General features: G+C 46.6%; 18 protein-coding genes and 1 pseudogene. 2 read left to right on the forward strand and 17 right to left on the reverse strand.

Going from position 1 to position 19,671, the window contains the following annotated elements:
- Window positions 1-141 precede the first annotated feature (141 nt).
- The 6 genes from KH172YL63_RS15530 to KH172YL63_RS15555 all read right to left on the reverse strand — a co-directional run bounded on the left by KH172YL63_RS15530 (window position 142) and on the right by KH172YL63_RS15555 (window position 7,252).
- Window positions 142-654, reverse strand: coding sequence for an adenine phosphoribosyltransferase (locus tag KH172YL63_RS15530; protein WP_173106954.1), 513 nt, complete (start codon window positions 652-654; stop codon window positions 142-144).
- On the reverse strand, window positions 645-3,008 hold the full coding sequence (gene recJ / locus KH172YL63_RS15535; RefSeq protein ID WP_173106955.1) for a single-stranded-DNA-specific exonuclease RecJ: 2,364 nt from the start codon (window positions 3,006-3,008) through the stop codon (window positions 645-647). The genes KH172YL63_RS15530 and recJ overlap by 10 nt, the downstream gene beginning before the upstream one ends.
- Window positions 3,009-3,164: 156 nt before the next feature.
- On the reverse strand, window positions 3,165-3,500 hold the full coding sequence (locus KH172YL63_RS15540) for a LapA family protein (RefSeq protein WP_173106956.1): 336 nt from the start codon (window positions 3,498-3,500) through the stop codon (window positions 3,165-3,167).
- 14 nt (window positions 3,501-3,514) lie between these two features.
- Window positions 3,515-4,441: a cation diffusion facilitator family transporter gene (locus KH172YL63_RS15545; RefSeq protein ID WP_173106957.1), complete on the reverse strand. Its 927-nt coding sequence runs from the start codon at window positions 4,439-4,441 to the stop codon at window positions 3,515-3,517.
- Window positions 4,442-4,540: 99 nt separating this feature from the next.
- Entirely contained in the window at window positions 4,541-6,805 is a 2,265-nt protein-coding gene (gene secDF, locus KH172YL63_RS15550; RefSeq protein WP_173106958.1) for a protein translocase subunit SecDF, read from the reverse strand.
- 126 nt (window positions 6,806-6,931) lie between these two features.
- Window positions 6,932-7,252 carry a post-transcriptional regulator gene (locus KH172YL63_RS15555; RefSeq protein ID WP_173106959.1) on the reverse strand — a complete coding sequence of 107 codons (321 nt, stop codon included), beginning with the start codon at window positions 7,250-7,252 and terminating at the stop codon, window positions 6,932-6,934.
- 125 nt (window positions 7,253-7,377) lie between these two features.
- On the opposite strand from KH172YL63_RS15555, the gene spoVB reads away from it, so the two are divergent.
- The gene (gene spoVB / locus KH172YL63_RS15560) at window positions 7,378-8,928 is read left to right on the forward strand and encodes a stage V sporulation protein B (RefSeq protein ID WP_173106960.1); all 1,551 of its coding nucleotides are present in this window, start codon (window positions 7,378-7,380) and stop codon (window positions 8,926-8,928) included.
- A 529-nt stretch (window positions 8,929-9,457) separates the two neighbouring features.
- Here spoVB and KH172YL63_RS15565 read toward each other — a convergent pair.
- Window positions 9,458-10,102, reverse strand: coding sequence for a DUF421 domain-containing protein (locus KH172YL63_RS15565; RefSeq protein WP_232066041.1), 645 nt, complete (start codon window positions 10,100-10,102; stop codon window positions 9,458-9,460).
- Between the two features lie 68 nt (window positions 10,103-10,170).
- Window positions 10,171-11,466, reverse strand: coding sequence for an ArsB/NhaD family transporter (locus KH172YL63_RS15570; protein WP_173106961.1), 1,296 nt, complete (start codon window positions 11,464-11,466; stop codon window positions 10,171-10,173).
- A 162-nt stretch (window positions 11,467-11,628) separates the two neighbouring features.
- On the opposite strand from KH172YL63_RS15570, the gene KH172YL63_RS15575 reads away from it, so the two are divergent.
- Window positions 11,629-12,000 (forward strand): TIGR04086 family membrane protein, encoded by a 372-nt coding sequence (locus tag KH172YL63_RS15575; protein ID WP_173106962.1) that lies wholly within the window; start codon window positions 11,629-11,631, stop codon window positions 11,998-12,000.
- 68 nt (window positions 12,001-12,068) lie between these two features.
- Here the strand turns inward: KH172YL63_RS15575 and yajC are convergent, their stop codons facing one another.
- From yajC to KH172YL63_RS15620, 9 genes and pseudogenes are all read right to left on the reverse strand, one after another.
- Window positions 12,069-12,332 carry a preprotein translocase subunit YajC gene (yajC, locus tag KH172YL63_RS15580; protein ID WP_173106963.1) on the reverse strand — a complete coding sequence of 88 codons (264 nt, stop codon included), beginning with the start codon at window positions 12,330-12,332 and terminating at the stop codon, window positions 12,069-12,071.
- Window positions 12,333-12,372: 40 nt separating this feature from the next.
- Window positions 12,373-13,480 (reverse strand): annotated as a pseudogene (tgt, locus tag KH172YL63_RS15585) (tRNA guanosine(34) transglycosylase Tgt).
- A gap of 57 nt (window positions 13,481-13,537) precedes the next feature.
- A complete protein-coding gene (gene queA / locus KH172YL63_RS15590; protein WP_173106964.1) occupies window positions 13,538-14,563 on the reverse strand; it encodes a tRNA preQ1(34) S-adenosylmethionine ribosyltransferase-isomerase QueA in 1,026 nt (341 codons plus the stop codon).
- Window positions 14,564-14,600: 37 nt separating this feature from the next.
- Entirely contained in the window at window positions 14,601-14,807 is a 207-nt protein-coding gene (locus KH172YL63_RS15595) for a DUF2905 domain-containing protein (protein WP_173106965.1), read from the reverse strand.
- Complete coding sequence (gene ruvB / locus KH172YL63_RS15600) at window positions 14,804-15,805, reverse strand: Holliday junction branch migration DNA helicase RuvB (protein WP_173106966.1); 1,002 nt, start codon at window positions 15,803-15,805, stop codon at window positions 14,804-14,806. The genes KH172YL63_RS15595 and ruvB overlap by 4 nt, the downstream gene beginning before the upstream one ends.
- Before the next feature lie 28 nt (window positions 15,806-15,833).
- Complete coding sequence (gene ruvA, locus KH172YL63_RS15605; protein WP_173106967.1) at window positions 15,834-16,445, reverse strand: Holliday junction branch migration protein RuvA; 612 nt, start codon at window positions 16,443-16,445, stop codon at window positions 15,834-15,836.
- Between the two features lie 359 nt (window positions 16,446-16,804).
- Complete coding sequence (locus KH172YL63_RS15610) at window positions 16,805-17,353, reverse strand: intercompartmental signaling factor BofC (RefSeq protein ID WP_173106968.1); 549 nt, start codon at window positions 17,351-17,353, stop codon at window positions 16,805-16,807.
- A 504-nt stretch (window positions 17,354-17,857) separates the two neighbouring features.
- Window positions 17,858-18,595, reverse strand: coding sequence for a YhcN/YlaJ family sporulation lipoprotein (locus tag KH172YL63_RS15615; protein ID WP_173106969.1), 738 nt, complete (start codon window positions 18,593-18,595; stop codon window positions 17,858-17,860).
- A gap of 77 nt (window positions 18,596-18,672) precedes the next feature.
- Entirely contained in the window at window positions 18,673-19,671 is a 999-nt protein-coding gene (locus KH172YL63_RS15620; RefSeq protein ID WP_173106970.1) for a phosphotransferase, read from the reverse strand.

Here is a 19,671-nt window from a genome sequence, read left to right on the forward strand (position 1 = left end):
GACAAAAAACGACGGTGTCCTGTTCTATGTTTCCTTCTGCATAGAAGTTAAACTCTCATAAAAAAATAAGGGCTGACACCAGAAAACCAGATGTCAGTCCCTTATTTAAGTATATCACAAACTATATGTGTTTTATTCGGATTAGTATTGCATCAATGTCATGATGTCATAGTTTTTAAGTTTTTCACGGCCGTCAAGGTACGTTAGCTCGATCAAGAATGCTGTACCTGCAACAATTCCGCCAAGCTCTTCAACAAGCTTAATTGTCGCTTCGATCGTCCCGCCAGTAGCAAGAAGGTCGTCTGTGATCAGAACACGTTGACCAGGCTTGATCGCATCTTTATGGATGGTCAGCGCATCTTTACCATACTCAAGACCGTATTCTTTTTGAATCGTCTCACGTGGTAATTTACCAGGTTTGCGGACCGGGGCAAAACCTACACCCAAAGCGTACGCCACTGGACATCCGATGATGAATCCACGTGCTTCAGGTCCGACGATCAGGTCGATTTCCTTTTCTTTCGCATATTCGACGATTTGGTCTGTAGCATATCTATAGGCATCACCATTATCCATCAATGTTGTGATGTCTTTAAACTTAATACCTTCTTTAGGCCAATTCTCAACGATTGTAACATATTGTTTTAAGTCCATGCTTTTACTTCCTCCTCAATTGTAACAGACTCTTCTATCCTTTCGTCAAACCAAGCCTTCAACTCTTGATAGGAAGAATATAACAATTCGTTTTCAAGCTCGTATTGTTGTTGTTTCTTCTGGTATGTTCGAGATTCAGAAAGATCTTTCTTGGTTTTCTCAGGATTAAGAGAAATAAATCCATTCACTATTGTAACAAACTTCAATTCAAAAAACACCTGTGACATGAAATCAATTGTTTCTTTTGACCATCCTTTGTATTTCGCAAGGTCTTCACCGTGTTTGTTCAAATCAAAAGAACCGCGTTTCGTCAAAAATCCATAGTACCATTTAAAATGATCACGGCTCGGCATCGTACTGAAGAAATGATCTTCCTCCTGGAAGAAATGGGCATAAATGCGATGTGGCCTGCCCCTTTTCAAAAGCTCATCGAGGAGCGGTTTGGAAGTCGGCAGATCAAGCAGTACTAGGCTTGTACCTTCTGTCCTCAGGTCTTTCAGGTCAGCCCCTTCTTCCAGTAGCGTGACTTCTTCCTTTGACAGGTCAATCTTGTCCAATGTTGACCGGTTAAAGCAAATGATATGTTTACGCTCTGCCGGAATGAGTTCATTCCACTTTTGGAATTGCTTGATCCCCCGGACATCGAATAATTGCCACTGATCAATCTTTACATCCTGAAGGAACACCTGGGGCTTCTTGCGGTTATTCCATTCATTGATGGATAACTCCCCAATGATTGAAGCAGGTGTAAACGGCGTCATATGGTCGGCGAGTTCACCCATTCCAAAACCGACGCCATCCAGCTGGATGCCATCATCCTGAAGCACGAGCTTCAGATGATTTTGTGAAGAACCGATCTTTTTGTAATGCTCGATGCTGACATTGTCTATGATCCATTTTGGCTTAGGATTTTTCATACCAAAAGGTGCCATGAGTTGGAGCTTTTCAATCGACTCCACCGTGATTTCCCCCACAGTGACAGAAGCGTCAAGCTGCGTGACCGGTATGAAGTCCTCTTCCGTCAGCTGTGCACTTGCCAGCTCGTTCAACCGCTCCCTTAATTCGGCAACATCTGTCAACTGCAGCGTCATTCCCGCAGCCATTGGATGTCCTCCGAAATGAGGGAGTATATCACGGCATGTGGAAAGATTTTTAAACAAATCAAATCCGACGATGCTTCTGGCGGATCCTTTGGCTGTTCCTTTTTCACTGTCGAAACTGAGTACAATCGTCGGGCGGTAGAACTTATCCACTAAGCGTGATGCAACGATCCCCACCACGCCAGGGTTCCAGCCTTCTTTCCCGATGACGAGGACGCCGTTTTCATCCAGCGGGAAATCCTTTTCAACCATTTCAACCGCTTCTTCAGTCATCTTGGAAACGATCGCCTGTCTTTCCTTATTCAATCCGTCAATTTCTTCAGCAAGCGCTTTAGCTTCCTCACTGTCTTCCGTCATCATCAGTTCAACGGCTGGGTCTGCGTCTCCCAGCCGGCCGACGGCATTGATGCGGGGAGCGATCATGAAACCTACCGTTTCTTCTGTGATTTCCTGCTGACTTGCATTGGCGATTTTACATAGTGCTTTGATCCCCAATCGGTTCGTGACACGAAGCTGTGCAAGGCCCCGCTTTGCCAACAGGCGGTTCTCCCCCCTTAAAGGTACGAGATCCGCAATCGTTCCGATGGCCGCAAGATCCAATAAATGAACAGGCAGTTCCCCGTACAGGGCATGTGCAAGTTTAAACGCCACCCCTACACCTGCAAGCTCACCGAAAGGATAGGCCGTACCTTCCACTTTCGGATGCAGCAGTGCATACGTTTCAGGGAGCTCCGGACCAGGTTCATGGTGATCGGTGATGATCAGGTCCATGCCAAGCTCTTTCGCGAGTCTTGCTTCGTTCACAGCTGAAATACCTGTATCCACTGTAATGATAAGCGTGAAGCCCTCATCACTTGCCCAGCGGAAGGCATCCTCGTTCGGTCCATATCCTTCGCTGAACCGGTTCGGGATATAGAACTCAGCGTCGGCTCCGAGATCTCTCAGCACCGTCATCAGGACAGAAGTAGAGCTGACTCCGTCGGCATCGTAATCGCCATAAACGAGAATCCTTTCCCCTGCCTCGATGGCTTTATGGATCCGGTCGGTCGCTGTTTTCATATCTTCAAACAAAAACGGATCGTGAAAGGAATCGCCACTGTCGAATAAAAAATCCCGGGCTTCTTCTGGATCATCCAAGCCCCGGTTTATCAATAATTTCGCCACAAGTTCGGGCACATTCAATTGCTCTTTTAATTCTTTTATTTTATGTTCATCTGATTCTGTCATTATCCAACGTGTTTTCGAGTTTAACATACGTTCACCCCTCAGCCTTACTCATTATACAAAAATGAAGGGGTTGTTTCAATCTTAATAAGGGGAGGGATGATAAGAATGATGAGCTGAGAGTTGACTCCGCCCGATCCTCTTTCCATCATAAAAAAAGCCTGGTGGCAAAAACCACCAAGCTTCTTACTCTACCGTTTCGCCGACTGAATCCGGGGCACGTTTTTTTAAAGGGACGTCCTCAACCTTTTCTTTATGGATCCCTTCTGCCTGTTCCTTCAGGCGCAGATTTTCTTTTTCAAGGGTTTTGACTTTGCGCTGTACGACGAATAATCGAAACAGCCCCACAGACCCTACGATGATCCCGCCCATCAATACCGATCCCAGTATAACTAATATAAGAGGCCAGTCTGATTCACCGAATAGATAATTGACAGTGACAGGGTCCACGTTGATCACTGCGAAGATCGAAACTACCAACGCAAAGAAAATGCCTAATAATAAAGTCCATTGAAATTTCATGTTTTCCCCTCCCTTTAGGTTAAGTCTATTTTGTCATCCTTTTTTTCAGAAGAAGAATTGTATGGGTTGATATGGATGAACACATCATTCACATTGGATTCCTCCATGAGCTTCTCTTTGACCTGCTTTCCGACCCTGTGACCCTCTTCAACCGTCATGTACGGATCAACGCTGATCTTCAGATCGATGATCACATAGTGACCGTGTTCCCTTGCATGGAGCTCATTGATTTCTTTCACATCGGGAACAGATGCCACAATCTCACGGAAAGGGAACACATCCTCTTCGTGCATGACGTGATCCAGGGTGGTATGTATGGATTCGGACCCTAAGTGCCAGGCCATCTTGAGGACAAGGAGTGATACGAGTATCCCCGCTACCGGATCGGCATATACAAGCCAGCCTACATCGAGCTTCCCTCCAAGAATCGAAGCTGAAATCCCGAACAGGGCCGCAATTGAAGAGAATACATCCGAACGGTGCTCGTATGCATTTACGATCAAGGCATCACTCTTAATCCTTTTACCCAACCGGTATTTATATTGAAACATCGCTTCTTTCACAATGATGGAAAAGATGACGGCATAAATGGCGATGGCTGTCGGAGGTGTCAAAGGATGAAAAAAGGACTCTATCGACGATTTTCCGATTTCGATCCCGACGAGGAATAATAGAACGGCAACGATGATGGCTGCAATGGATTCAGCCTTCCCGTGACCATATGGATGATCTTGATCGGGAGGCTGCTTGGCTGCACGCAACCCGATAAAGACGGCGAGGGATCCCGCTACATCTGATGCAGAATGGACAGCGTCTGCAATCAATGCCCTACTGTTTCCCAAAATGCCTGCCGCCCACTTGATAATGGCCAGCACAATATTCCCTATAATTCCGATCATGGCTGCAAATTCTGCCTTCTTGAAGCGGTCTTCATGATTCATTCATAGCGCCTCCTTTCTCCAATTTTCATTGTACCCCAACTCCCCGGAAAAACAAAAAAAGACAGGTCCGGGAAAAAGCACCCCCGGACCCGATTCTCTTTATACTTGCGGCTCATCTGACCATGTTTTCTTTTCTTTCACAGTCTTGATTGTACCTTTTTTCTTGAGTTCCTTCTTCTTCATTACAAGCCATACTTGCGCTGCAATGAATACAGAAGAGTATGTCCCTGAAACCAATCCAACAAGCAGTGCGATTGAGAAGTTGCGGATTGATTCACTGCCGAAGATCATCAAAGCGACGACCGTGAATACGACGGTCAATACCGTATTGACCGAGCGTCCCATCGTCTGTCTGATACTTTGATTCACGACATCTTCAATGTCTTTATCGGTTTTCAGACGGCGTTTCTTGTGCAGATTCTCCCTGAGCCTGTCGAAGGTGACGATTGTATCATTGATCGAATAACCGACAATCGTCAAGACGGCTGCGATGAATGTGATGTCCACCTCAAGCCTTGTCAAACTGAAAAAGGCGATGATGAAGAACGCATCATGCAAGAGGGCAAGGATCGCCCCGATGGCCATTTGCCATTCAAATCGGATCGTCACATAGATGATGATCCCGACTGACGCAATCGCCACAGCGATCATGGCATTTTTCGCCAGTTCCTTCCCAATAACAGGAGATACAGTGCTGATGCTTGGCTCTGCACCATATACCTTCACAAAATGATCTTTAAGCTTCGCAATATCTTCCTTATCCAGATCATCAGGATACCTTACGACAGCGATATTTTCTTTATCCCCAGAGATGATGACATCTTCAGAAGGGAGTTTGAGTTCCTTCAGTTCATCCTGTATCTCTTCTGTTTTCAAACTCTTGTCAGCAAGGACTTCCATTCGGGAGCCGCTGACAAAGTCGATCCCAAGATTTAATCTGAAAATCGCCAGGATGATGATACCTGCTGTGATGAGTGCAGCTGAAAGCGTAAAGAATTTTTTGCGCTGTGCTGCAAAATCAAAGCGGTCGAAGCGTGTAGGCAGATCGAGCGTATCGTAGTTCTCTGCCAGATCCTTGATTTCGGTTGTTTTCACACCGAACCAGCCCGGCTTTTTGTTGAAGATGCGGCTGTTGACCCATAGGCCCAGCAGCAGTCGAGAGCCCCAAACAGCCGTCAGGAAGCTTGTCAGGATTGAGATGATCAACATCGTCGCAAACCCTTTGACAGAACTTGTTCCGTAGAAGAACAGGACGGCTGCTGCGAGCATTGTTGTCACGTTTGCATCCAGGATCGTTAAGAAAGAAGACTTATTTCCAGCCTGGAAAGCAGAACGTATCGGCTTGCCGACCCGCATTTCTTCTTTGATCCGCTCATACGTAATGATATTGGCATCTACTGCCATCCCGACACCGAGGATAAGAGCTGCGATTCCCGGCAGCGTCAGCACACCGTTCATCAGATCGAATATCAACAGAATCAGGTAAATGTAAACAGACAGGGTGATCGTTGCGATCAGTCCCGGGAAGCGGTAGTACGCAATCATGAATAAGAAAATGATCGCAATCCCGATGATACCGGCCGTAACGGTCTTATCCAGCGCCTGCTGTCCAAATTGAGCGCCGACAGATGTAGAATAGATTTCATCCAGTTTGACCGGGAGTGCACCGGCATTTAAGAGTGAAGCAAGATTCTGGGCGCGCTCAACCGTGAAATTCCCTTCGATGATGACTTCATCGGAATTGATTGGCTTGCTTACCGCAGGATCGGAGATGAATTTCGGATCCTGTTTCCCTGCTTCTTCTTTGTATGAATCTTTTCCTTCCTCGAAATCAAGCCAGATGACCAGCTGATTCTGAGGATACATAGCCGAGATTTCTTTCGTTAAGTCATAGAACTTCGCACGATCTTTCAGTTTCAATGAAACGATCGGATTATTTTGATTATCAAAGGTCTGCTTTGCAGAACCAGATGCAAGATCCGCTCCGTCGAGGCGTACTTTATCGTTTACGTCCCGGAAAGTCAGATTGGCTTGAGTGGAAAGGATTTCCCTTGCCTGGTTTTGGTCTTCCACACCGGCAAGCTGAACACGGATACGGTTCCCGTCTTCAATTTGGATATTCGGTTCACTTACACCAAGAACGTTGATACGCTTGTCCAATGCATCAGCTGTATTGGCGACTGTTTCCTTGGTGATTTCCCCGTCCTTTTTGATTGGCTGGACTTCATAAAGAACTTCAAAGCCACCCTGGAGGTCAAGCCCCAGTTTGATGTTGTCGATAATACTCTTCGTCGTTCCTCCCATAGTACCTGCAAGTAACACCACAAGTATAAAGAAGGCAATAATTCTGCCACGCTTTACCATTATGTATAAATCCTCCTTGCCGTTTTAAAAACCATATGAACTGTTCAAAAAGTAATAATATTCCTTTAAAACTCCAAGCATTCTCATTATCTACGAGAAAGAAATGAGTGTCAATTTCTTTTAGGGCTATTTTCCATTCTTCTTTGGATGAAGAAGTTCATTCAACTCCTCTTCATTCACCTCTGCAAACCAATTGGGAGAATGATATGCTTCCATCGTTTCGAAGTTCATATATTCGCCAGGCTTGACCGTCAGTACATCACTCACCAATTGAAAGATCTTCACATCTGTTTCTGGCTTCTTCCATTTCTTCTTCGTTAAATAGGCCCACAGACGATCCACGGTTGCTTTACCATAGCCGAGAATGTCGAATTCTTCCACTTTGCTTTCAAGTGCTGGCAATAACGAATCATAAAAACGGTCATAAGGATGCTGGTTATTCTTCATTCCTCGGTCACCCCATCTGGGCTATATATAGCCGGAATTGTTCACTACTTGTCATGCTTTGTCCACCCTTGTGCATATACATCATTGTATACGATTATACCAATTTTGAGAAGGCAGGGAATTTTATGTCAAAATTTCTTAAAGGCACCATGATTTTAATGATGGCAGCCTTTATCACCAGAATATTAGGGTTCGTAAACCGGATCGTCGTCGCCAGATTCATCGGGGAAGAAGGCGTCGGCTTATTTATGATGGCTTTTCCTACCCTCATCCTTGTCATTACAATCACCCAACTCGGACTGCCTGTTGCCATCTCAAAGAATGTGGCGGAAGCAGAATCGATGAATGACACCCGGAAAGTGAAGAAGATCCTGGTCGTTTCGCTGTCCATCACAATGGGACTATCCATCATTTTCACCCCGGCCCTCATCCTTCTCGCCCCTTACCTGACAGACGTATTGTTCACAGACGAGCGCATTTATTATCCGTTGGTGGCCATCGCCCCGATCATCCCGATTGTCGCGATATCTTCCGTGATCCGCGGATATTTCCAAGGCAGACAGAACATGAAGCCTTCTGCTTATTCACAGGTGATCGAGCAGGTCGTCAGGATTACACTGATCGCCGTATTGACGAAAACCTTCCTTCCATACGGGATCGAATATGCAGCGGCTGCGGCAATGGTAGCATCCGTATTAGGGGAACTTGCATCCCTCCTTTATCTGTTCACAAGCTTTAAAATAAAGAAAAAGTTCAAAATCAGGCGTAACTTCTTCACCTCGATCCGAAATGGCCGGGAAACGTTCAATGAATTGATGAGCGTGGCACTGCCGGCAACCGGGAGCAGGATGATCGGCTCGATCGCCTGGTTCTTTGAACCGATTGTTGTCGCCAACAGCCTGGCGCTTGCCGGTGTGGCGGCCGGGATGGCCACGAAACAATACGGTTCACTGACCGGATACGCCCTTCCACTTTTGTTCCTGCCATCGTTCGTGACCTTGTCATTGTCTCAATCGCTCGTACCTGCAATCAGTGAAGCCAACTCCCAAAAGAACTTCAAAGTGATCGAGCACAGACTGCAGCAGGCTCTCAGGTTCTGTTTGATCACCGGAGGGATATCAGTCGTCATTCTCTACGTGTATGCGAAGCCTCTTATGGAAGTCATGTACGGTAATGAAAATGGCGCAGGCTTTTTGATGATCATGGCTCCATTCTTTTTATTCTATTATTATCAGGGACCGCTGCAGGCCGTGCTGCAGGCATTGAATCTGGCGAGGGCCGCCATGATCAACAGCCTGATCGGGGCTGTAGTGAAGACCGGCGTCATCTTCGTCCTCGCTTCACAGCCTGCATTCGGCATCAACGGCGCAGCGCTTGGGATTGTGACAGGCTTCATGCTCGTGACGCTCCTTCATCTCCTGACGATCCTGAAGCATATCCCCATGACCATCCATCTCAGGGATTATGTGAAGACGGTCGTTGTCCTCATTGTCACAGGTGCCTGGGGGCATTATTCTTATGTGTATCTGTTTTCCGACGGGTCATCACTATTCCGCCTGCTATTCGGGGTCGTGACGTCGACGATTGTCTATACCGCCCTTTCCATCCTCTTCAAGCTGATTGTCAAACAGGATCTTGCGAGGATTCCGTTTATCCGGCGTTTTATCATTTTATGATTTGGTAGTGACGCCCCAGTTAAGAAAAGACAAAAAATCCGAACGATCATTCGAAGCAGTTGAGGTTCGAATGATCGTTCGATTTTTTGTGATGGATCTTATTCGTCATTCCTGTTGTTTTTTTAAAACTATGCGCTGGACCTGCTCTGTCATTGAGTCAGTGCAAAAGAGTGAAGGGAAATGCTCCGCTTTCCACGGACGTTCGGCCGAGCCCGTTTTCCGTAGGAGTCTACGCATTTCCCTTCACACTTTAAAGAATGTCATCGTTGACAGAGCTAAAAAGGATGGAGGCTAGTAAAAAACATTCACTTCACCTTTCCACTAAAGTTAAGTTGGGAGGACATTCCTCCATCTACATATGATGCTTGTCGGGCCTGAACGAGCCGCCTTCGCTTTTCTTTTTGTCCAGCTGCGGCGGCTAGGCCCTCGAGGTCATAAGCTAAATGGACCAAAAAGGCAAAGTGCGCCTTTCCGGTCCATTCATCTTATGCTTGTCGGTCCTGATCAAGCCGCCTTCGCTTTTCTTTGTTCAGCGGTCTTTTTTGTCTATGTAAAATTCACCGTCTTGAAAGCTGCAGAAGGACACTTCCTGGATGTCTCTGAATCCCCGGTCCTTTAGTTCCTTTCTCAACCAGAAGGCTGTTTTTCCGATCATATCAAGGTGTGAGGATTGAATCTGCCCATCCAGTACGAGAGGGAGCGTCAGGGAGTGTGGTGTTTGCGCTTCTTTTTTGATGACAGACAGTTTGCCTGACGGCTCGAGGATGGCAAATTCGACATCGGCCAGGTTAAAGATATCTTTCTCCCTCAGCTGCAGAAGCAGGTCATCGTAATTGTAGCGTTGCTTCTTCATCCCCCTGTCATCGATTTTGCCGTTGTGGATGATGACGGACGGCTTTCCGTCCAGCAGCTCTCTGAATGATTTCGACCTGAGCGAAAGCCATGCAAACAGAATCTGCACGAAGACGATGACCCCCATCGGCAGTACCGTGTGGATGATCGGGTCATCCGGCTGTTCAATCGCCATGACGGCCATTTCAGCGATCATCATGAATACGACCAAATCCAGAATGCTTAGTTCACCGATTTCCCTTTTCCCCATAATCCTGAAAATAACAATGATTAAACCGTATAGAAAAAGAGTGCGAATGATAATGATGAAATATTCTTCCACTACTTTTCCCCCTCTGCATCTGTCATGTTTTAGTATCGGCAGAAGGAAGAAATTAATCGGAGGAATATTTAACCACCAAGGAACGGCCGGATATATTTGAAATACACGTATACGGTTGAGATGGCAAGGGAAATGACCGTAACCGGAACACCGATCAATACATATTGATAAAACTTGATATGTACATTTTCTTTTGAGGCAAGTCCAGCAATGACAAGGTTGGAGGATGAACCGAGCAGCGTCCCATTCCCTCCGAGACATGCCCCCAAAGCCAACGACCACCACAGGGGATCCATATTGACCATGCCGAATTCACCGAACTCCTGTATGACCGGGATCATTGCGGCGACAAACGGAATATTGTCGACAACCGCAGACAGCAACCCCGTCCCCCACAAGATGACAAAAGCCGTATTCTTCATATCCCCTTCGGTTGCCCTCAGGATTTCACGTGCGATTTCATCTATGAAACCTGCCTCTTCAATCCCTCCGACAAGTAGAAAAAGCCCCATGAAGAAAAACAGCGTCCCCCACTCCACCTCTCTTAATATGTTCTCAGGTGGATAGATCTTCTCCAGCAACAGCAAAAGGAGTACAGCCCCGGCAAGGGATACCGTTGTCACATCAAGATGAAAGACTGGATAGACAGAAAAACCTACCAACACAAGGGCAAGGACAAACATGGACTGAAATAACCCACTGTTCCGCTTGAGGTATTCTTTTGGGTCAATCCCTTTCAAGAGCAGCTTCCTGTCTTCTTTCACATGCAGCACCTGCCTGTACAGGACACACATGATCAACAGCGTCACCCCATAGATCAACAGCACGACCGGCAACAGATTTTCAAGGAAGGCGTTGAAGGTGAAATGTTTCACTGCCTGCCCGATCATCATATTCGGGGGATCACCGATCAACGTCGCCGTGCCGCCTATGTTACACGCGAGAATCGTCATGATCAGAAAAGGGATCGGCGGAAGTTCAAGGATCCTCGTCAGCTTGAACAAAATTGGCACCAGCAGCATTGCGATCGTCACATTCGCCAGAAATGCAGAGCCGACAGCAGCCAGGGAAGAAAACAGGATCAGGAGGGCAAGACCGTTCCCATTCACCCACTGTGCAAGGAGAATGGCGATATATTCAAACACACCGGTTTTGCTTGTCATCGTCACAATGAGCATCATTGAAAACAATAATGTGATCGTCTTCCAATCAATATACGTAAACAGGGCCTTTTCGATGGGAAAGGCCCCGATCAGGAGCATGACGACCCCTCCGGTCATCGCTGCCAATACACGGTTCCACTTCTCTGTCATCAGCAGGATGTATACAGATACAAACACGAACAGTACAATCATCGGTGACATGGTCGACACGCCTCCTTTCCAGGAAGTTTCATAATAGTGTATGAGGCTTGGCCACGGAAAATTTCTAGTCTTTTTCATCTCCAAGGTGAATATGCTTGTACTAACACGGCGTAAAAAATTTATTGGGATAGAAGGGGGAGGACCGTCATCGAAGCGAAAAAAATGGGTGGTGCCGTACTTTACGGAACAACCACCATCTTTGTCATAGCGATAGTTGCAAGCTTGCTATTTTCTTTGCTGCTTAGATTCACTGATCTCACTGAAAGCTCCATTACATTATTTGTCACGATCATTTCATTTCTTTCTTTATTTGTCGGCGGGTTTATGTCCGGCGGGAAGGGCAAGACAAAGGGATGGGTGCTCGGGGGCTCGACGGGACTGATTTATACCGTGGTCATTTTCTTATTTCAATACCTTGGATATGACAGCTTATTCTCTACGGAACAGCTCATCTACCACGGCTGCTACATCCTTACAGCCATGATGGGCGGGATCCTCGGTGTGAATATGAGCGGCGGCCAAAGGGAAAGTTAATTCAAAAACAAAAAAAGGTTCCTCCCGATGTGCAACTGCAGATGAGAGGAACCTTTTTACTATGCCTATTAAGCTTTCACGACTTCTCTGATCGCATTACGATCATATGTAAGACGGCTGCCGTCACCACACAGGATGACTACTTTACCTTCTTCGATTGCGTCGATCGCTCCGTGTAAACCACCGATCGTGATGATTCTATCACCCTTCGCCAGCTCATTTTGCATTTTAGAGACTGCTTTTTGACGCTTTTGCTGAGGACGGATCAGTAAAAAGTAAAACAGAACGAACATTAAAATCAAAGGTAGAATTGTTCCTAAACTTCCTCCCATTCTTTTCCCCTCCTTTCAGTATTGGTTGGTTAGCATTTTATTAGAAGTTTTTCGCATCAGGACGATTGAAACCGTATTGCTCGAAAAATTCTTCTCTAAAGTCCCCCAGACGATCTTCACGTATCGCTTGTCTGACTTGCTCCATCAATTTTAACAGAAAATGAAGATTATGATAAGTCGTAAGACGAATTCCGAACGTTTCGTCACATTTAATCAGGTGACGGATGTAAGCACGGCTGTAATTTTTACAAGTATAGCAATCGCAATTCTCGTCAATCGGTCTGAAATCTCTTGCAAACTTAGCGTTTTTCACAACGAGGCGCCCTTCGCTTGTCATCAGTGTACCGTTTCGTGCAATACGAGTCGGCAGCACGCAGTCGAACATATCGATACCACGGATCGAACCGTCGATAAGGGAATCAGGGGATCCCACTCCCATTAAGTAACGGGGCTTATCAGACGGCAGGTGAGGCGTCGTGAAATCAAGGACGCGGTTCATGACATCCTTCGGTTCGCCGACAGACAGACCTCCGACAGCATAGCCTGGGAAATCCATCGATACAAGATCTCGCGCACTCTGCTTCCGGAGCTCTTCATACTCCCCGCCTTGCACGATACCGAATAACCCTTGATCTTGAGGTCTTGACGCTCTGCCCAATTGAACTCTTCATATAATCATATTCAGCAGGATACGGAGGACATTCATCAAATGCCATCATGATATCAGAGCCGAGGGCGTTTTGGATTTCCATCGCTTTTTCCGGACTGAGGAATAATTTATCCCCATTCAGGTGATGACGGAAGTGCACTCCCTCTTCTTCAATCTGACGAAGCTTACTTAAACTGAAGACCTGGAAGCCGCCTGAATCGGTAAGGATCGCCCGGTCCCAGTTCATAAATTTGTGAAGGCCGCCAGCCTCCCTGATGATTTCATGTCCAGGACGAAGCCATAGGTGATACGTATTGCTCAGGATGATCCCTGATTCCATGGATTTCAGATCCTCAGGGGACATCGTTTTGACGGTTGCCATCGTCCCAACCGGCATAAAGGCAGGGGTTTCAAAGGAACCGTGTGGTGTGTGTACCCGGCCCAGTCTGGCACCGGTTTGTTTACATGTTTTGATTAATTCATATCTGATTGCAGTCAACGTGCGTATTCTCCTTCCAATTACATGGGGTTTCCAAAAACTATTTCTGCAAAATTCTTATTTAATGAACATGGCATCTCCAAAGCTGAAGAAGCGATATTGTTCTTTGACGGCCGTTTCATAGGCGTGCATGACGTTTTCCTGACCTGCAAACGCACTGACAAGCATGATGAGGGTCGATTTAGGCAAATGGAAGTTGGTGATGAGGCCATCGATCCCTTTGAATTCATAACCTGGATAAATGAAAATATTCGTCCAGCCATTCTCTTCCACGAACTCCCCGTGCTTGGAAGCAATCGTTTCAAGTGTACGGGTCGAAGTCGTTCCGACCGTGATGATCCGCCCGCCACTTGCCCTGACTTCGTTCAGGAGGCGTGCAGTTCCTTCTGATACTTGATAGAACTCTGCATGCATGTCATGGTCCTCAATCGTATCAACCGATACCGGCCTAAACGTCCCCAAGCCGACATGAAGGGTGATGAATGCAATATGTACACCTTTTTCCCTTAGTTCATCCAACAGCTCTTCGGTAAAGTGAAGGCCTGCTGTCGGTGCAGCCGCTGAGCCTCTTTCACGGGCAAAAACCGTCTGATAGCGGTCCTGTTCTTCGAGACGTTCACGGATATACGGTGGAAGCGGCATTTCGCCGAGTTCATCCAGCACTTCATAAAAGATGCCTTCATATTGGAATTCAAGGATCCTGCCCCCGTGTTCTTTTAATCCGACACAGGTAGCTTTCAGCTTGCCGTCCCCGAAGACGATCTCGGTACCGACCCGGATCCGTTTGGCAGGCTTGACAAGTGTTTCCCACTTATCTCCGTCCTCCTGCTTCAAGAGCAGCACTTCAATGTTGGCCCCTGTATCTTCTTTTTGCCCAAAAAGACGGGCAGGCAGTACCCTCGTGTCATTCAGGACGAGGCAGTCCCCTTCCTGAAGGTAATCGACGATATGTTTAAAGCGGAGATGATCCATCGAACCATCTTCCTTATCAAGCACCATTAATCTACTTTCAGATCGATTTTCCAGAGGGGTCTGGGCAATCAGTTCTTCAGGTAAATGAAAATCAAAATCTTCTACTTTCACAGTTTGTCACCTAGCTTATAAAATCTCACTCATGTTCCTATTTGAATCGGCCGATTATATAAAAGACAACCGAAAGTATAACACTTAACAGGATGGAAGTCATAAGTGGAAAATAAAATGTTGTATGTTCTTTCTTAACAATGATATCCCCTGGGAGTCTGCCAATTTTAATGAATTGCATCAGAAACCCGACGATGAGGATGATCCCGCCGACGATCATCAATAATTTAGGCAGTCCGGTCACTGGTTCGGCACCTCCATCTGGAAATGGTCATATACGTGATGGGTGACGATCCTTCCTCTCGGCGTCCGTTGGATGAACCCGATCTGCAATAAATACGGTTCATACACATCTTCAATCGTATGGGATTCTTCACCGATGCTTGCAGCAATCGTGTCGAGTCCAACAGGGCCACCCCTGAAGCGCTCGATGATGCCTTTGAGCAGCTTGTGATCGATGTGATCAAGCCCGAGCTTATCGACTTGAAGGAGTTCGAGTGCTTCCCTTGAAAGGGATGTGGTGATGTTTCCATCCCCCTTCACCTGGGCAAAGTCCCTTACACGGCGCAACAGACGGTTGGCGATCCGGGGGGTGCCCCGTGAACGCCTGGCGAGCTCCTCGGATGCAGTCGCCTCGATCTTCGTGTTCAGAATCGCAGCGGTCCGCTGGACGATTTCATTCAATTGCTCTTCATTATAATATTCCAATCGGCATAAAACACCAAATCGATCCCTTAAAGGGGCTGACAGGGCACCGGCACGGGTGGTGGCCCCCACCAATGTGAACGGCGGAAGATCTAAACGGACAGAACGTGCACTCGGACCATTTCCGATGACGATATCTAAGCAGAAGTCTTCCATTGCAGGGTACAGGACCTCTTCGATCGCCCGGGGCAATCGGTGGATCTCATCGATAAACAGCACATCCCCTGGTTCCAAAGCCGTCAGGACAGCGGCTAAATCCCCCGGTCTCTCGATGGCTGGACCGCTCGTGGTCCGCAGATTCACGCCCATTTCATTGGCAATGACAGCGGCAAGCGTCGTCTTACCCAATCCCGGAGGGCCGTATAAGAGGACATGATCCAGTGTTTCCTGTCTCATCTTTGCCGCTTCGATGAATACCTCGAGATTATGCTTCACCTTATCTTGCCCAATATATTGTTTTATCGTCTGCGGACGCAGCGAATATTCAAAGGAATCTTCATTCATTTCCGATTCGCCTGATACGATTCTTTCTTCCAAATCGATCTCCCCCTTTCAAAGAATCCACTTATTTCAATAAAAGCTGGAGCGCTTTTCTGATGATTTCGTCGGATGAATGGCCTTCTCCTTTTAGCTTAGGCGTAATTTTCTTGATTTCACGCTCAGAGTACCCCAATGCTTTAAGGGCAAGGATCGCTTCATCAAATGCTTCATCTTTCCCGTGAGAAACATCGGTTTCTTCAGGATTCGAGAATAAACTCGGAAAGTAATCGGGAACAACATCCTGCAGCTTCCCTTTCAGATCGAGGATCATCTGGCGGGCAGTCTTTTTCCCTACGCCGGGAAACTTCGTCAGGAAGCTTTCATTCTCTTCTTCGATCGCAGTGATCACCTGCTGTGGTGCACCGGAGGCAAGGATTGCCAAGGCACCCTTTGGACCGATCCCTGATACATTTAATAGTTTCATAAAGAGCAGCTTCTCTTCGATTGATAGAAATCCGTAAAGAGCAATAAGGTCCTCCCTTACATGCTGGTATGTAAAAATCTGAATCTCTTGATTCTGATACTTGGAATACACGAACGGGTTCGCCGTGTACAGCTGATAGCCGATCCCGTTGTTCTCCACCACGACATACTCGGGCCCGACTTGACTCACGGTCCCTTTAATATATTCGTACATTCAAATCGCTCCCTGTGTGCTATATCACATGACATTTCGTCATGTTTCTTTAAAAAGTCATATAAAACCTATTGTATCATATCACTATTTAAAACGGGGAGAAAGATGGACCGGAATGAAACACTTGTTCTAAGAGCAGGATGGCTTGGGCAAAAGGATCGTGTCAGAGGGGATCACTCAATCTGCGTCGGACCTCCGCTTTTTTGGCGGAAGGGTGATCCTTATCCGAACCAACAGGATGATCGTGCATGAAAATAGAAAAATCCGGATGCATTCGATTTTCATCAATCACATGAGTGTCGAATATCGTCCGGATTTCCCTTCACCTTATGGAAGATAGGCGCTGCCACTTCCGATGATTATTTAGGTACAGAATAAGGCTTATATTGTTCAAGTACCTCTTCATATTCCTGCTTTGACTTGATGGGGATGCCTTTGACCAAATCTTCATGCCGTTTGCTTTCAAGCTTTCCGACATCGATTTGAAAGAAAGATTGAATGATCTCGGCCTGCCCCGGCTTGCCGTTGAAAATGGAGAGGACACCCCTTTCGGAAATCCCGAAATACCCGTTCGTCTTCAGCAGAGGGGAGATATCATCCATCTGTCTTTGGAAAACAACCTGATCTTCCGTCATGTCGATCAGCTGCCATTGTTCGTATGTGGCCCAGAAATCTTCCATGCTCCAGATCGTTTCCTGCACGATTTCTTCACTCACTTCACCATCAAGGTACACCCTTTCCAGAATGACCGTAATCGTGTGGGCCGAAGCCACCTCTGCAGGTGTTTCATTCAGCTCCAGCAAAGAATTCCCATCGGCAGCCTGTTTCTCCTCAGAATAAAAGAACGTAAAGTAAAATGCACCAATTAACAACATCACCATAAACACGATCCGAACCTTCATCGTCATCGTGATCACCTCGAACTTAATTTATGTACCACTCTATCCACTAGTCTTTCCAAACCCTGTTCACAATATCCACCACAATGGATATTTTAGGGACGGACCTTTATAAAAAAAGACTGTTTTCGTAAACATTGTGGCTTTTAAAAAAGCGAGATGCGGTTGATTTCCGCTCCAGATGCTCGCTTTCCAGGGATGGCGGTGAGCCTCCTCGGACTTCGTCCTGCGGGGTCTCACCTGTCCATCAGTTCCCGCAGGAGTCGATCATCTTCCGCTCCAATCAACCATCGAAGATAAAAACCATAAATCCACGGAATTAACTGCTTATTCATCTTCTAAATAGTAGTGATAAACTTAATTCAAGTACATACCCCTTGATTCATTGATTTATTACGCAGTCTCAAATTACTGAAGCTGCTCACATTAACACCTTATAGCAACAATCTATGCGAAAAGAGCCTCATAAAAAAGACTACCCAAGAGATCGACTCTTAAAGTAGTCCTTCATTGCTATTGTTTGATGCGGTTCTTCAAGGTGGTAAACATATCGTGGAGGTCGAAATTGATTCCGTCCCTTGGCCCTCCGTCACGAAGGTCATTATCGATGTTTCTTACCCTGCTGAACGTCCCTTCATCGGTCACGACCGAAACCGTCCGTCCGTGAAGATACGGCTGCACGGCTTTTTTCACTCTGGCCTTCGTTTCGTCCACTTTGCTGTGATCATCAAGTTCGATCGCAATCAGGACGTCAGACCCATAAGCGACAGCACGGACGTCGCTGACATTTTCCACCTTACCGGTCACATCACCGATCTTCTCAGCCAAATCCCCTTCATAGGCAGTATAATAAGATCTTTTCGCTTTCCGTGTATTGTCATCGAGGTGCCCGTGATAATTTGCATCTCCGTGGCTCGCACGGGCATCCTGCTTCAGGAAATTCTCATCATATTCTGCAAGGGGGCTTGATGGATTCCGTGGATTTCCGTTTTCATCCTTGACTTGAAGGAATTTACGTTTCTGCTTCCGGATATCCTGGCCTTCTTTCCCGACAGAATGATCATACATTTCGGTCAGAGGTCCGTCCCTCTCATCACGTTCATCACCGCCATGGCCTTCGTTTGAGTAGAAGCCAAGCGGTTCATAGGAGTCTGAATATCGATCCTGCGCTTTTTCTTCACCGCTATTGCATGCTGTCAGACCCGCTGTCATGACGAGAGTCAATGGGACCATGAATAATCGTTTATCCAATGGTGATTCCTCCTTCAACCCGATACTTGAGCAGAATGCTGCTCACCATTAGGTTGTGAAAGGAAGCACCCCTTCATTCAATCAATGTTTGGATTCATCCCCTGCAATTGGTTAATGATCCGTCGCACTTCCCCGTGAAGCTCTTGATTGAACTGCATTCTCTCCGGGAATTGCCGGATCGTGATGTTCATTAAATATCCCCATACCCGTTGCTTATAGTACTGATCTTCACGTATGAATCGATTCCATTCCCTGAATACATCTGTGGGATACATTAATCCAATATAAAACAGGAGCTCATTTTCATACTTCCGGAAAGCGTCCAGCTGTTTGAGTTCAGAGAGGGACCAATTCACATATGGCAGGATACGGTTGGCGTACTGCAGGTCATCGGTCATTTCTGTAGAACGGGACATCAAATCGAAATCAATCATATACACCCTTCCATTTTTCCCACGCAAAAAATTATGGTGGGCCACGTCACCATGGGTGATGCATGTGGCAAACGCAGGATGATTGATTGACTTTAATTCCTTTAACGACCATCTGCCCCATTCTAAATACGTGTACAAATAATAAGGCTGAATGAACGCTTGCAGATAGGGAAGATTATATTGAAATTGAATCATGCGCTTTTTCCATTTTTTCAACCATTTATACTGAGGCACTTCTTCTGTCCATGAGTGACGGATCCGCTTGGAAACGGAGTGGAATTTCTTTAATACGTTCAATGCATCCTGCCGGTCCTTCGGGTGATCATATGAAATCGGCCGGGACGTTTCCAACCAGGTGGTGATCCCGATCGGAAACCCTTCGAATAAGAGCATCTCCCTGTCATGGATCGGATGAAACGGGAGGACATGATGGAAATTCGCTTGAATCAAGTCCCCGATCAGCCGTTCCTGCAACAGGAATTTCAATTGATTCGGATACCGTTTGACAAACCATTTCGTGCCATGGGTCTTCAGCACCCACTTCCCGTCTTTTATCCGTTTCAGGGTTGCGCCGGGATCGTTCATCTTTCTTTGTAAAAAAGAAAGGAGACGATGTGAATAATCGTCCCCTCGTGCATGCAT

Source organism: Bacillus sp. KH172YL63 (assembly GCF_011398925.1).
Lineage (GTDB): Bacteria > Bacillota > Bacilli > Bacillales > Bacillaceae_B > Rossellomorea.